This is a genomic window from Ohessyouella blattaphilus (genome assembly GCF_024721265.1).
Taxonomy (GTDB): domain Bacteria; phylum Bacillota; class Clostridia; order Lachnospirales; family Lachnospiraceae; genus Aequitasia; species Aequitasia blattaphilus_A.
The window spans coordinates 183,256-197,521 of the sequence record NZ_JAMXOC010000002.1 but is presented as its reverse complement, the minus strand read 5'-3'; the positions used below and the strand labels follow the sequence as shown (position 1 = coordinate 197,521).

16 protein-coding genes are annotated in these 14,266 nt (G+C 41.8%); 7 read left to right on the top strand and 9 right to left on the bottom strand.

Translation table 11 applies throughout. The features are described from left to right. The first annotated feature begins 54 nt into the window (after positions 1–54). The 7 genes from NHH16_RS03095 to NHH16_RS03065 all read left to right on the top strand — a co-directional run bounded on the left by NHH16_RS03095 (position 55) and on the right by NHH16_RS03065 (position 7,061). On the top strand, positions 55–825 hold the full coding sequence (locus tag NHH16_RS03095; protein ID WP_262068133.1) for a formate/nitrite transporter family protein: 771 nt from the start codon (positions 55–57) through the stop codon (positions 823–825). Beyond that, positions 825–1,841 (top strand): anaerobic sulfite reductase subunit AsrA, encoded by a 1,017-nt coding sequence (gene asrA / locus NHH16_RS03090; protein WP_262068132.1) that lies wholly within the window; start codon positions 825–827, stop codon positions 1,839–1,841. Before NHH16_RS03095 ends, asrA begins: the two co-directional genes overlap by 1 nt. After that, positions 1,834–2,625 carry an anaerobic sulfite reductase subunit AsrB gene (gene asrB / locus NHH16_RS03085; RefSeq protein WP_262068131.1) on the top strand — a complete coding sequence of 264 codons (792 nt, stop codon included), beginning with the start codon at positions 1,834–1,836 and terminating at the stop codon, positions 2,623–2,625. The genes asrA and asrB overlap by 8 nt, the downstream gene beginning before the upstream one ends. Before the next feature lie 10 nt (positions 2,626–2,635). Beyond that, complete coding sequence (gene asrC, locus NHH16_RS03080; protein ID WP_262068130.1) at positions 2,636–3,613, top strand: sulfite reductase subunit C; 978 nt, start codon at positions 2,636–2,638, stop codon at positions 3,611–3,613. Between the two features lie 354 nt (positions 3,614–3,967). Further along, positions 3,968–4,201 (top strand): hypothetical protein, encoded by a 234-nt coding sequence (locus NHH16_RS03075; protein ID WP_262068129.1) that lies wholly within the window; start codon positions 3,968–3,970, stop codon positions 4,199–4,201. 992 nt (positions 4,202–5,193) lie between these two features. Then, positions 5,194–6,255, top strand: a complete 1,062-nt coding sequence (locus NHH16_RS03070) for a tyrosine-type recombinase/integrase (RefSeq protein WP_262068128.1) — start codon at positions 5,194–5,196, stop codon at positions 6,253–6,255. A gap of 59 nt (positions 6,256–6,314) precedes the next feature. Further along, positions 6,315–7,061: a tRNA 2-thiocytidine biosynthesis TtcA family protein gene (locus NHH16_RS03065; RefSeq protein WP_262068127.1), complete on the top strand. Its 747-nt coding sequence runs from the start codon at positions 6,315–6,317 to the stop codon at positions 7,059–7,061. Here the strand turns inward: NHH16_RS03065 and NHH16_RS03060 are convergent. From NHH16_RS03060 to mnmL, 9 genes are all read right to left on the bottom strand, one after another. Further along, a complete protein-coding gene (locus NHH16_RS03060) occupies positions 7,012–7,530 on the bottom strand; it encodes a pentapeptide repeat-containing protein (RefSeq protein WP_262068126.1) in 519 nt (172 codons plus the stop codon). The genes NHH16_RS03065 and NHH16_RS03060 overlap by 50 nt on opposite strands. A 266-nt stretch (positions 7,531–7,796) precedes the next feature. After that, positions 7,797–8,429, bottom strand: coding sequence for a cytidylate kinase-like family protein (locus NHH16_RS03055; protein WP_262068125.1), 633 nt, complete (start codon positions 8,427–8,429; stop codon positions 7,797–7,799). 65 nt (positions 8,430–8,494) lie between these two features. After that, positions 8,495–9,409: an RluA family pseudouridine synthase gene (locus tag NHH16_RS03050; RefSeq protein ID WP_262068124.1), complete on the bottom strand. Its 915-nt coding sequence runs from the start codon at positions 9,407–9,409 to the stop codon at positions 8,495–8,497. After that, positions 9,372–9,887 carry a signal peptidase II gene (gene lspA / locus NHH16_RS03045; RefSeq protein WP_316043920.1) on the bottom strand — a complete coding sequence of 172 codons (516 nt, stop codon included), beginning with the start codon at positions 9,885–9,887 and terminating at the stop codon, positions 9,372–9,374. Before lspA ends, NHH16_RS03050 begins: the two co-directional genes overlap by 38 nt. Positions 9,888–9,897: 10 nt before the next feature. Further along, complete coding sequence (locus NHH16_RS03040) at positions 9,898–10,635, bottom strand: YlmH family RNA-binding protein (RefSeq protein ID WP_316043919.1); 738 nt, start codon at positions 10,633–10,635, stop codon at positions 9,898–9,900. A 27-nt stretch (positions 10,636–10,662) separates the two neighbouring features. Then, positions 10,663–11,220: a cell division protein SepF gene (locus NHH16_RS03035; protein WP_262068121.1), complete on the bottom strand. Its 558-nt coding sequence runs from the start codon at positions 11,218–11,220 to the stop codon at positions 10,663–10,665. A 30-nt stretch (positions 11,221–11,250) separates the two neighbouring features. Next, on the bottom strand, positions 11,251–11,940 hold the full coding sequence (locus tag NHH16_RS03030; RefSeq protein ID WP_262068120.1) for a YggS family pyridoxal phosphate-dependent enzyme: 690 nt from the start codon (positions 11,938–11,940) through the stop codon (positions 11,251–11,253). A 9-nt stretch (positions 11,941–11,949) separates the two neighbouring features. After that, positions 11,950–13,326: a biotin/lipoyl attachment domain-containing protein gene (locus NHH16_RS03025; protein WP_262068119.1), complete on the bottom strand. Its 1,377-nt coding sequence runs from the start codon at positions 13,324–13,326 to the stop codon at positions 11,950–11,952. After that, positions 13,310–14,263: a tRNA modification radical SAM protein MnmL/YtqA gene (gene mnmL / locus NHH16_RS03020; protein ID WP_262068118.1), complete on the bottom strand. Its 954-nt coding sequence runs from the start codon at positions 14,261–14,263 to the stop codon at positions 13,310–13,312. The genes NHH16_RS03025 and mnmL overlap by 17 nt, the downstream gene beginning before the upstream one ends. Positions 14,264–14,266: the final 3 nt, after the last annotated feature.

Here is a 14,266-nt window from a genome sequence, read left to right as displayed (position 1 = left end):
CTCCTCATTCCCGTGTTATGCTACAAAAAACATGAGAGTGAAGGAGGTTTTTGTATGTACAAAGAAGAAGTAGATGCGGTAGCAGAGGGAGCAAAGAAAAAGGTGACTTTACTAAATAATAACCCTGTCGGCTATTTTATCGCTTCCATGCTAGCTGGAATGTATGTGGGCTTCGGTATCTTATTAATCTTTACCATCGGTGGTCAACTACAAGGCGCCCCTTACACAAAAATAATTATGGGGATATCCTTTGGCATTGCTCTTAGTCTAGTGGTTATCGCTGGTAGTGAGCTCTTTACCGGTAATAATATGGTGATGACCTTAGGCCTAATGAATCGCAAGGTAAGTCTGCTAGAAGCGATCAAGCTATGGCTCGTGTGTTGGCTAGGGAATCTAACTGGCTCTGTGTTGCTAGCGATTATCTTTTGGTTAACAGGATACGCTAAAGGAGATGTGGGTTCTTTTATCGCCACTGCTGCGGCCGCCAAGATGAGCGCACCTATTATTGAATTATTGACCCGAGGGATACTCTGTAATGCTCTCGTCTGTCTCGCAGTCTGGTGTGCTCTTAAATGCAAAAGTGAAAGCGGTAAATTAATTATGATCTTTTGGTGTCTCTTTGCCTTTATCACTTGTGGTTTCGAGCATAGTGTGGCAAACATGACCCTGTTATCGGTGGCACTGCTGGCACCTCTTGAGGCTGGTATCAGCTTAGGTGGTTTTTTCTACAATCTACTCATTGTAACTATTGGTAATATGCTAGGCGGTATTCTACTGGTGGCGCTCCCCTATCAGTTAATCGCTGGTAAGAAGGAGGTGGCCTAATGGGTTATCGTATGGACCAAGCCGGTATAAACCGGGTATTCAACGGACTAGCAAAAGAGTATCGACTCTTTGCGCCAAAATGCTTTGAGTACGAAGGCGCGTTTTCTGACACAGATTCCATTCATTACGGGGAAGTACAGACAATCGAAGAAATAGAATTAATGAAAAAAAGTAACCACAGCTTTAAGGATGCACTGTTGCCAATTTCGGAGACTCTATTTTACTTTACGGAAGATGAAGTCAAAGTGGCTGATGCACCAGCCAAAGGAGCACTTCTTTTTCTACGGAGTTGTGATCTTCACGCTTTAAAACGATTAGATGCTATCTATCTGCAGAATGGGGAAAAGGATTTTTATTATAAGCGGTTAAGAGACAAAATCAAGATAGTCCTAATTGGTTGTGAGCAGGCTTTTGAAAGTTGCTTTTGTGTAGATATGAACACCAATAGAAGTGAAAATTATGATCTTAGCTTAGATACAATCGACGGCGAATATTATCTCAATTGTCAGTTTCGTGAGTGGGATATGCTATTAAAAGAAAATGCTCTTGAAGAGACCATCGTAATGCCCAAGCATGTTACAGAAACGGTTACCAAAGTTCACGTTCCCGATAATTTAACGGCAGCTGTTGCCGCTAGTACTATGTGGGATGAATACGATGCCCGCTGTATCGCTTGTGGACGCTGTAATTTCAGTTGTCCCACTTGTACTTGTTACACCATGCAAGATATCTTCTATACCGATAATGGGAAAGTGGGAGAACGACGCCGAGTACAAGCGTCTTGTATGGTAGATGGCTTTACCGATGTGGCTGGTGGCGGTAGTTATCGCAAAAAGCATGGTCAACGGATGCGCTTTAAAACCTTGCATAAAATGCTAGACTTTAAGCAGCGCTTCGGTTATCAAATGTGCGTAGGTTGTGGCCGGTGCGATGACGTCTGTCCAGAATACATTAGCTTTTCTAACATCGTCAACCGCCTAGATTCTGCTACCCAGGAGGTGTCTAAGAATGAATAACGAATACATCCCTTTTTCTTCTGAAATACTAGAAGTTATTAAACATACAGATATAGAATATACCTTCCGCCTCGCTTATAAAGGAGAAGTACGCCCAGGACAATTTTTTGAAGTTTCCCTTCCTAAATACGGTGAAGCGCCTATCTCGGTTTCTGGAATTGGAGAAGAGTGTGTTGATCTAACTATCCGCCGAGTAGGGAAAGTTACCAACGAGATTTTCGAGCACTACGTAGGAGACAAACTACGCCTGAGAGGCCCTTATGGTAACGGTTTTGATATTGAGCAATATAAAGGTAAGGAGCTGGTTGTAGTGGCTGGTGGCACAGGGCTTTCACCTGTTCGCGGTGTAGTGGACTATTTTGCTTCCCATCCTGATGAAGTGGAAAGTATGACCCTAATTGCTGGTTTTAAAACAGTAAAGGATATTCTTTTTCTTGAGGATTTGGCAAGGTGGCGACAATCTATTGAAATCATTCTCACGGTTGATTGCGGCGAAGCCGATGCTGTTTGTCAAGTAGGACTAGTTACTGAGCATTTGCCAAAGCTTAAGAATAGAAACATTCAAAACGCTGCCGCAATAGTCGTAGGACCACCGCCAATGATGCGATTTACCTGTTTGGGGTTACTTGAGCTTGGTTACCTTGAAAGTAATATCTGGGTCAGCCAAGAACGCAAAATGTGCTGTGGTATCGGTAAATGCGGACATTGTAAGATTAACGATGTGTATGTATGTGTGGATGGTCCCGTCTTTAACTATACGAGAGCTAAACACTTAATCGATTAGGAGGTGAATTATGAGCCAAGATATCAATACTAAAAAACTTAAAAAGAACGCCTTTCGGGTAACGAAGGTGCGGGGCAAAACCGCTTCTCGTATTCGTATTCCCGGTGGTTACCTACCTGCCTCGCTTTTATCAGAATTGCAGGACATCGCTCAGACTTACGGCAACGGTTCTCTTCATATTACCTCCCGTCAGGGCTTTGAAATTCCAGGAATTGACTTTGCCGATATGCCTACCGTTAATGAGAAACTACAACCTCTCATTGAAACTCTAGAAATCAACCAAACTGCACCGGGAACAGGATATCCCGCTGCAGGAACACGAAATGTCACTGCCTGCATTGGTAACCGTGTCTGTCCTTATGGATGTTACGATACGGTAGGCTTTGCCTCTCGTATTGAAAAAGCGATTTTTCCTAATGACCTGCATTTTAAAGTGGCCTTAACTGGCTGTCCCAATGACTGCGCGAAAGTACGGATGCATGATTTTGGCATTATCGGCATGACCTTGCCTCACTTCGATGAAAATCGCTGCGTATCATGCAAAGCGTGTGAAAAATATTGCCGTCGCAAATCAGTACAAGCCATCTCGATGGTAAATGAACGCCCTGTTAGAAACGAAGAGAAATGTATTGGCTGTGGGGAATGTGTAATAAACTGCCCAATGCGCGCTTGGACTCGGGGAGAAGGAAGTAAGAAACGGTACCGCCTTACTTTATTCGGTCGCACAGGCAAACGAAACCCTCGCTTAGGGGAAGACTTTATCAAGTGGGCAGACGAGGAAAGTATTATCAAAATCATCCTTAATACCTACGATTATGTAGCTGAATATATTGACCGCGATGCCCCCGAAGGGAAGGAACATATCGGCTATATCGTAGACCGGACAGGATTTGAAGAATATAAAAAATGGGCTTTAAAAGATGTAGAGCTGCCATCAGAAGCAATTGTATACAGCCCTCTTTACTGGCACGGTCCGAAATATATGTGAAATAAGTTAATTTTTTAAAGAGAATAGGTTTATATAAACAAAAGCAGATACACCTTCATGGGAGTTGGAACCTCTTGAAAGTGTATCTGCTTTTGTTTACATGGTTTACTTGCTAACTGTGAGGGGTTATCGTTGCATAAAACAGATATTGAAAAAAATGGTAAAAGAATTTACAATATAAATAATTGGAAATGGGGTTTTTCGACCGCTACAAAAGTTGAACATACTGGCAAGGTAAGCCGATATATAACTAAGGAATTATATGATGTAATAGTCGGTCGCATGCAATCAAAGAAATGTCCAATAGCGGGGCAGAAGATAACGTACGTTGAGATGGACTATTAGGGGGAGCTTATGAAAAGTATTCAACGAAAAGACTTTGAAAAACAATTAAAGAAGCTTGCAAAAGAAAATAAAAAAACAAAGAAGATTGTCGCAAAACAAAAGGAACAGCTTGATAAAAAGATAATGAAGCAAGCGAAAAAACCTTATAAGGAACCTAAGAAAATATTGACAATGGAAAGAGTTTTTTTCTTTTACGCTGTTGTTATTGTTATCTTGTTAGTAGTATTTAAAATCAGATTGTAATGTACAAAGAAGAGAATGTTTAGAGCATTCTCTTTTTTTGTTGTTGACAAATTCGGGGTCCTCTTACTTGACAATAGCAACACTCAAACGTCAGTTTGTTGAAAAGGGGACGCGGTGGAAGGCAATCAGCCAGAGAGGTAAAGGCAGTAAATACAAGGGATACACCAATCTATACGTCAAATACAGCAGGTTTTATTAAAAGATTGCAAATGCTATTAAGAAAACGGGTATTTGCCGTACTAGATGGAAGAGTTGAACTTGAAATTCATGTGTCTGAACCCTTTAGAAAAGGGTTCCCTTTTGTTGATGTGTCGGCAACTGTCAAGGGCGGTACAGGTTTTATTGTACCGCTTGCCTTGCCCTTGACGTTGGATAGGGTTGTACGCTCTAAAAAAAGGAAAGGAGGGTTTCCCCCTTTCCGTGCCATGGGAGTGCAACTCCCTGTTGGGGTCAAGCAACCTTTGCTTGCTGGGGTTTGGGGCAAGCGCCCCTAGAAAAAACAAATAAAAAATTTAAACAAACAAACTAACATTTTTTAAAATCAACTAACAAACAAAAGAACATTAGCATTCATGATGCGTAGCATCATATCACGCATATTGCACACAACAAAACACACACATAAAAATACACAAATAATATAATAATATTGCTCAAAAAGGGAAATAACGCTTTTAGCGGTACATATAGCGCACTGGGCACGCGGGCGATTTTGGGGTGTTGGGGTCCCCTTGAGCGCGTGCGCTCGGTGCACTAGTGAGGTGCTAAATCGGGTTTGCCTATACTTGACAATAGCAACACTTAACAGTCACTTGTTAGAAAGGGGGTTGCACAAGCCAACACGTAGCTAGAGAGGTAAAGCTAGTAAATACAAGGGATACACCAATCTATACGTCAAATACAGATTTAGAGTAGACAGATAGGTGAAAACATGATATACTTAACACAATTACGTTAACCCCTGTATTTATCAGGACTTTGGAGGTATTCTTATGGCTGAAAAACTATCGTATCATCAAGAATTAACTATTAAATATACACTGCAGCTTCGTGAGGTTCTTAAAACGCTACCATCTTTTGCAAAGGATTATTTCCGGGCAATCGAACCGACTACATCAGCAAAAACAAGAATTAGTTATGCATATGACCTACGGGTATTCTTTAACTTCCTAAAGGAATGCAATCCAACGTATCGTAAATATTCCATGGAGCAATTTACACCGGCTGATCTTGATCGCATTCAAGCGGTTGATATTGAAGAATATATGGAGTATTTGAAGGTTTATAAGGATGAAAAAGGCGATATTCAGACGAATACTGAGAAAGGCTTGGCCCGTAAAATGTCCGCTCTTAGAAGCTTTTATGCTTATTACTTTAAGCGCCAGGTGATTAAAACCAATCCCACGCTATTAGTTGATATGCCTAAGCTTCACGATAAGGCGATTATTCGCCTAGATGCCGATGAAGTGGCCGAACTCCTTGATTTCGTAGAAAATGCTGGTAATACGCTGACCGGACAAGCGTTAACGTACTATAACAAAACCAAGGATCGGGATTTAGCCATCTTAACCTTGCTTTTAGGTACAGGAATTCGTGTCTCTGAATGTGTTGGTCTTAATATCTCTGATGTAGATTTTAAAAATAACGGCATTACCGTTACCAGGAAAGGCGGTAGCCAGATGGTTGTCTATTTTGGTGATGAAGTCGAGGCGGCTTTAATGAACTATTTGGAAGTAGTTCGTAACAATACCACTCCTCTTCCATCCGCTGAAGATGCACTTTTCCTCTCTACTAGAAGAACTCGCATGGGTGTGCAAGCAATTCAAAATATGGTTAAGAAATATGCAAAACAGGTAACCCCTAATAAGAAGATTACCCCTCATAAACTACGCAGTACCTATGGCACCTCACTCTATAAAGAAACCGGTGACATCTATCTAGTTGCGGATGTCCTTGGCCATAAGGATATTAATACTACTAGGAAGCATTATGCGGCTATTGATGATGAAAGACGCAGAAAGGCAGCAAATATTGTTAAATTACGAGAAGATTAAGCATTTTTATGCTATAATCTGCTTTGGAATTAAATTTAGATTGCTGAGGAAAAATTAAAATGAAAATGCAACAAATATTAAGTTTAACGCGAAAAGCCGTCGACGAATATAATTTAATCGAAGAAGGTGACCATATTGCTGTCGGTTTATCCGGTGGCAAAGACTCCTTGACCCTTCTCTATGCCATGAAGGGCTTGCAACGTTTTTACCCTAAAAAGTTTGAATTAAGTGCGATTACTGTGGATTTAGGTTATGACAATGTGGATTTTAGCGCTCTGGTTACAATCTGTCAGGATTTAGACATCCCTTATCAGATTGTCCCTTCGGAGATTGCCAAAATTCTATTTGAGGATCGTAAAGAAAAGAATCCTTGTTCACTCTGTGCGAAGATGAGAAAAGGAGCCCTGAATCAAGCAATTAAGGAGATGGGCTGTAATAAGGTGGCATATGCCCACCACAAGGACGATATTATTGAGACGATGCTACTCTCTCTTCTGTTTGAAGGTCGGTTTCACTCCTTCTCACCGAAGACTTACTTAGACCGTATGGATTTAACGGTAATTCGACCACTGATGTTTATGGACGAGGCCGATATTATCGGTTTTAAGAATAAGCAAGGACTACCCGTTGTGAAAAGTCCTTGTCCAATTGACGGCTATACAAAGCGAGAATACGCAAAGAACTTGGTAAAGCAGCTAAATACGGAACACCCTGGTGCAAAGCAGCGGATGTTCTCGGCCATTCTTAATGGCGATATTAGCGGTTGGCCACTTCGCCAATCACGTTCTCAAGATGACACTCAGTAAAGGTTTCCGTGGTATAATGAGCGCCTGTTAAGGATGCCTTAGTAAAGTCGCATTCTTTAAAAGAGGTCCCCGCAAGGTCACAGCGATTCAGAAGGCACTGCTTAAATTTACAGTTGTAAAAGTTGCAGCTTAATATCTGTGAATCGGAAAAATCCGTCATCGAAAAATCAATATTGCGAAAAGTACATTCTGTTAGGAGACATTGTCTAAGCGACTCGCCTTTTAATTTAAAGTTGGCGAGGGTGGCATTCGACAAGTCTCCTTCTTTCAATTGTTCAATTAAAAGTTCGATATGCCTTAGTTCTTTTAAGATAAAAGCCAGAACATAAGCTGGTGGCGTCTTGGCCCCCCTCTCCCAGTCCCTGATACTTGGTAAAGGAATAGGTGGGTCGATAATTTTAGATAGATCACTACCGGTCATTTGCAGTTTTTTTCTTAAGAAGATTACTTCTCTTATTTGTGCATTCATAAAACTTCCCTTTTTATAATTTACTATCTATTAGATAGTTTTAGTATACGATAAACAGTTTTACTATGCAACAGAAAGTATTTAATAATGATGTAAAATAGAATTTGCGCTGGGCAAATTCTGGCGCCTTCGGCGTGTGCATACGCACAAAATACATTACGCCGAAGTGCGCATCCTAGCGGAGCGCTTTTTATGTAACAGGAAAGTTCTTTGAACTTTCCTGTTACATAAAAAGCTGCGAATAAATCGCAGCTTTTAAAGGTTTATTATAAAATCACTTCTTTAAGACTTTCTTTGGTCTCTACTAATTTAAGGATGGCATCAGCGGTTCCGTCGATACCGAAGATAGAGCTATCGAGGCAAGCGTCGTAGGTCTCGGCATTTCCCCATTTTTTATTGGTGTAATAGTTATAATAGCTAGCTCTTTTCTTATCGGTCTTATGGATCTGCTCTCGCGCTTTTCCTTCTGTCAAATCGTAAAGACGGCTAATCCGCTTTACTTTCGCGTCCATATCCGCATGAATAAAGACACTTAAAACGTTATCGAATTCTTCTAGTGCATAGTCTGCACAGCGTCCTACGAGAACACAGGGACCTTCTGAAGCGATCTTCTTAATGGTCTCATATTGCGCTAAAAAGATCTTGTAGTTGATTGGCATATCAGAATAAGCGGTAGAATACCCTAAAGAATAGGTGTCCATTACCAAGGAATAAAGGAAACTACTACTCGGCTTTTCGTCGTGTGTCTCGAAGAGTTCTTCCGCCAAACCGCTCTCTTTTGCCGCTCTATCAAGCATTTCCCGGTCATAAAGCTTTATTCCTAACTTATCTGCCACTTTATAGCCGATTTCCCGGCCGGCGCTTCCGTATTGTCTACCGATTGTTATAATTGTATTCATAATCTGTACCCCCTTTATTGTTATCTCTATTATATAGCAAATAATGGTGAAAGGCTAGAGGCTAACTAGCCCATTATTTCTAAAAGTTTGCTAAAGTAATCCGGTAAGGGCGCTTCAATCTCTAAGTGTTCTCCCGTAGTCGGCTGAAGAACTCCAAGGATTCTCGCGTGTAGAGTCTGGCCTTGCAAGTTCTTAAAGGGCGCGTTCTTTGGCCCGTATAAAGAGTCCCCTAAAAGCGGGTGCCCGATACTTTTTAAATGGACGCGGATTTGATGGGTGCGGCCTGTTTCTAACTGACATTTAATGTAGGTGTAGTCGCCAAAGCGCTTAAGTACCTGAACGTGAGTCACGGCTTCCCTTGGCGTCTTAGAATGAATGCTCATTTTCTTTCGGTCTTTTATATCTCTGCCGATAGGCTTGTCAATGGTCAGGGTGTCTTCCTTTATATTACCCGTCACAATTGCCTCATAGACTCGCGTAATCGAGTGCTCCTTTAGTTGTTCTGATAAAGCAGCATGAGCCTTGTCATTCTTACAGACAACCAGTACACCGGTGGTATCCATATCGATTCGGTGCACAATTCCAGGACGGAGTTCACCGTTAATACCTGAGAGCGAATCCTTAAAATGATACATGAGGGCGTTAACCAAGGTGCCTGTGTAATGGCCTGGGGCCGGATGCACCACCATTCCTTTGGGCTTATTCACAAAGATCAAATCATCGTCTTCATAAAGAATCTCCAGTGGAATATCTTCCGCAGGGATTTCTGGCTCCTTAAGGGCAGGGATTTCTAAAGCTAGCTCATCTCCTGCCTGTAGGATATAGCTGGCCTTAGCTGTCTTACCGTTAATGCTTAAGCAACCGTCCTTAATTAGCTTTTGAATCCGGGAACGGGAAATGTCTTCCAACTCTTCGCTTAAAAACTTATCAATGCGCTCATTATCACTTTCTGCTACTGTGAAGTATTTTTTCAAGATCATCCTCCTTGTAGTAGAAAAAAATCAGTAATACTAAGACGATTACCGAAACGGTAACATAAATATCGGCAACATTAAAGATGGGAAAATCAATCAGCTTAAAATAGATAAAGTCAATAACGTATTGAAAGCGAAGGCGATCAATCATATTTCCCAAAGCCCCTGCCATAATAAAGAGAATACACGCTCTTAGGGGCAAAAATTGCTTCGTCAACGGCACGCGTCTAGCAAACATAACGAATAGAAAAATGACGACGATAAAGCTTATTAAAAAGAAAATAATTTTTCCTTGAAGGATACCAAAAGCGGCACCTGAGTTTTCTAAATAATAGAATTCTAGGACATTGTCAATCAGCACAACCGGCGCTTTATCTTTTAGAAAGTGCACTGCCAATACTTTTGTTAGCTGGTCGAGCGCTACCAAAGCGGCAAGGCCCAAACATGAGATGAGATAGTATTTAATTCTTGAGTTTTTTTCCATCATGCACTCCTTATATATACTTCAGAACTTGAATAATTTGCTTGCCTTTTTTAGAAGTCCCTTGGGAACCTAGGTATTTTAACCGCCCGTGGCCTCTCACGGAGATAATGTCGCCATCTTTAAGAGAATAGCCATTACTGGTGATTAACTTACCGTTTACATAGACCAGACCACCCTCGATTAAAGGGGTCAGCTTGCTTCTTGATAAGGGAAAGGCTGTTGCGAGCACCGCATCCAAACGGACGGATTTGACCGAACCGGAGATTTCCTGAGTACGCGGCTCATAATGAATGTCTGCTGTATCAAGAACCTGGCACTTAACGGAAGTATGTCGAACTTTTGAAAGTTTTTCACAGATAAAAGCGGCGATCTCCCGGGTGACAAAAATATACGTTACCGTCTCAGTAATCACGATATCACCGAACTTTTCTCTAACGACTCCAAGATTCATTAGCGAACCGAGGTAGTCGCGGTGGCTTAAGTCTTCCGCAAAGCGCTTATTCACCGGGGTGATGGCAAGAACTTGGAGCGGCGGCGATATTTCTTCATAATAAAGAGCATCAGGGGAAAATCTAGCCATCTGACGCTCTGGGTTATCATAGCCACCAATCAAAGTATAAGAACTGGCAAACAGCCCTTTCGGGGTGCTATGAAGTATATTCTGTTCATTAAGACCGAGAAAGTCAGAGTAAACGGCGATATTACGAGAATACGCCCACTCTGAAAGCTCAATCAAGCGATTTTGCAATAACTGCTCTTCCTTCGTCATATCAAATTAGAAGCGATTCCTCATTGAGGAATTGTCAAAAGAAGTATTTAAGAGATCTTGTAAATCTCCGGAAATATCTACGTTGCTTGGGGTTACTAGGAAGATATAGTTAGATATCTTCTGTAAATTACCACCAATGGCGAAGGTCGCCCCGGAAACAAAGTCAATAATCCGCTGAGAAACTTCAATATCAAGACCTTCCATATTTAGAATTACCGTTCTGCCTTCTAAAAGGGTCTCAGTAATCTCACGTGAATCTTCAACAGAAGTTGGTTTGATAACACAAACTTCCATGGATTTGTTGCTTTTACGCGGAGCACTAGAACGCATCGGGGTTACATTGTTCCCTCTGCCTGCTGGGCTAGAGGATGAGTAATCCTCGTCTTCATAATCGTCTAGCTTAGAACGACTACTTTTCTTGCTACCGCCGAAGAGGCTCTTTTTGGGCTTGTCTTCGAAGTCATCACTATCTACAAAATCATCGTCTTCATCAAAGAAGTCGTCTTCGTAGTCATCATCATCTGTCATCTTAATTATGTCTAAAAATTTGTCAAGAACTCCCATATTTAATACTCTCCTATATTAAGTGTATTATTAAGCATAATTTCTTTCACCGAAGATCTCTGTACCCACTCGAACCATGGTGGCACCCTCTTCAATAGCAATTTGATAGTCATTGGACATACCCATCGAAAGTATACTCACATTAACATTATCAAGGTTTTCCTCCTTGATGTCAACTAATAATTTGCGTAAAGTGGCGAAAACAGGGCGATTTTCCTCAGGATCGCTGACATAAGGGGCGATCGTCATCAATCCCTTCACCTCGATATTTGTAAATGATTGAAGAGATTTTACAAAGGGAAGCGTTTCTTCCGGCTTAAGGCCAAATTTGCTCTCCTCACCAGCCACGTTTACTTCGATCAGAATCGGCACCACTACCCCTTTTTTCTTCGCTTCCTTATCGATGGTCTCGGCGAGTCTTAGGGATTCCACTGAATGAATTAGGGCCACCTTATCGACGATATACTTCACCTTATTACGCTGTAAATGTCCAATCATGTGCCAACGGATATCCCCTGGCAAGCGTTCGCTTTTATCGTCCAACTCCTGAACCTTGTTTTCGCCAAAATCCCGGACACCTAAGTCGTAAACGCTTTTTACCACCGGAATCGGTTTGGTCTTACTGACGGCGATTAAAGTGATTTCTTCTAGGTTACGCCCGGCTTTCTCGGCTGCCTTAGCGATTTTTTCCTGTACTGCTTTTAAATTCTCGTTTATCATAGCTCTCCTTTAAAATACAACTTCATTCTCTACCACCGGACCACTATCAAGGGCGATGTGATCGTAATTGCTGATGCCGTAAGCGTTGCCACTAGTGACGATATAGTAGTCGTCATTCTTAGCCTTAACTTCGATTTTTCGAAAAGTGGCATACCCTCTATTGATATTGTAAACCCCTTCCAAATCTTTGGTCTTTTCTAAGGTATACGTTTCTTTCGAGGTGGTCTTTACCAAGGTCTTTTGATTGCTTTCGAAAACGGTAGGATCGATATAGGAAAGTTCTTTCTCCTCGTCCTTCGCGTAGATGTTTACCGGAACAAAGGTGGGATTGTCGCTGCCATTATCCACTAAAACACCAGTTGCTGTTGAATTACCGCCCTTTGTTAAATACTCATCAGGAACCTCGTAAAAACTTTTCTTTGTAACTGCCGATACGGGGATTTTAAGACCCTCGGCGTTGGCAAGGATTAAGTCTAAGTCCACGTAGCGCTCGTTATAGTAACGAACCATGCCTTTATTGAAGGATAAAATAGCAATATTTGCTTCCTTTTGAGTAAAGACCTGAATACCAGCAACATCCGTTACCCCATCTTTGGCAAACTTAACAGATACGCTTTTCTTATCGATTAATTCCTGAGCGGTATCATCATCAATTAAAATGGCTACTTTCCAGGCATCATCGGTAATAACCTTATAGACCGGGTTCGCTGCTTTAACCTGTTCTTGATCTAGCAGCTCTTCCCTTTGATACTCCTTCTTCTCAATCATGTCTTTTGTCAGCTCTTCTACGCTTAAGGTTTCATAACCGTCTATCTGATAGCTAATAATGCCTTCATGAGCCGCATTATAGAGATTTAAGCCCGGAGTTGCGGAAGCGCTTAAGCCATCGATTTGCATTTTTTTACTATTGGTCGAATTGGTCTCGAAGGCGGTGTCAATTGAGCCTTTCAGCTGATAGACATCACTAAAGCTAGAGGTCGTAAAATGACTGCTAAAGGCCTGAATCTTCGCATATAAATCCTCGCTTTGTTCTTTCGACAAATCATTGATTTCCTCTTCTTTAGCCTCGGCGAAAGTAAGCTTTTCATCAGTCATCGCATAAACCAGCGTCCGCGCGCCTACTCTTGAGCCTTCAACGGCCAGTTGGCTAACGTAGCCATCACGGTCGGTCTGGACAACCATCTCTTGGCGAAGGACTAAGCCGCTATAGGAGGTGTCGCGGTAAATCGAACCCTGCCTAACCTCGTAAATCGTCACATTCTTATCCATAAAGAAGGTAATGATGTTAGCAAAGATATAGAAAAAGGCCAACCCAAAAAGAACAAGGCCGATGTTAAACCCTGTTTTTTTGTGATATTTTTTTATGTTACTAACTGTTCCTGTCATTTATAAACTCCCTTACGGCACGACCGCCGAGATAATTACATAAATCCCCTTGTTTCGCCTGATAGGCGGCCATTTTATCATTAAACTCATCTTTTAGCTTCCACCAGCTTGTCTGCCAATTAGAAAAGAGGCAGTCCTGTTCCGGAATCCGGCTAAAAAGCCGTTCCACTACCATCTCCTTCTTTAGGTGACGGATAAAAAGAACTAAACGCTCTAGATATTCCTCCTTACTGCAAAGAGAAAGCTCGCCCTTTTCATATAGCTGGGCCAGTGGGGTGTTCTTAGCGATATAAAGAGAATGGATCTTGACGATATCGTTCTTCATCGCTGAAAGGACCTTGGCGGTCTCTAGCGCGTCCCGGTCTGTATCCCCTGGTAAATTTAAAATCACGTGGGTACACAAGGTAAAGCCATAGCTTTTAATAAGCTGGGCAGCCTCTAAATATTCTGCCAGAGAATGCCCCCGCTTAATCTGATCTAAGCTATGGTAGTTAACGGTCTGTAACCCTAGCTCAATGGTGACTTCTAAGTGGTGAAGTGCTGCCTGCTCCTTTAAGATATCCAAGTACGCGGCGGCGATGGCATCCGGTCTGGTAGAAACGGAAATCTCCACAATATTAGGAAAAGCTGCCGCCTCTTCGATATACTTGGCAAACTGGGATAACGGCAAATACGTATTCGTATAGTTTTGGAAATAAGCGATATACTTATTAGCCTTATATTTTTTCTGGATTATCGTTACTGTTCCTTCTAATTGGTCTTTCACGGAAAAGGTAGCCGCCATCGCCTCAAACCCTGTGCCTACGTCAGCGCAAAAGGAACATCCAGGTCCGTCTACTTTATTGGGGCAGGTAACGGGAATGTTTAGCGGTAGCTTGTAGACCTTCTCCCCATATTTTTCCTGCAAATAACGAGAATACGTCTTGTAATACTCCATGAA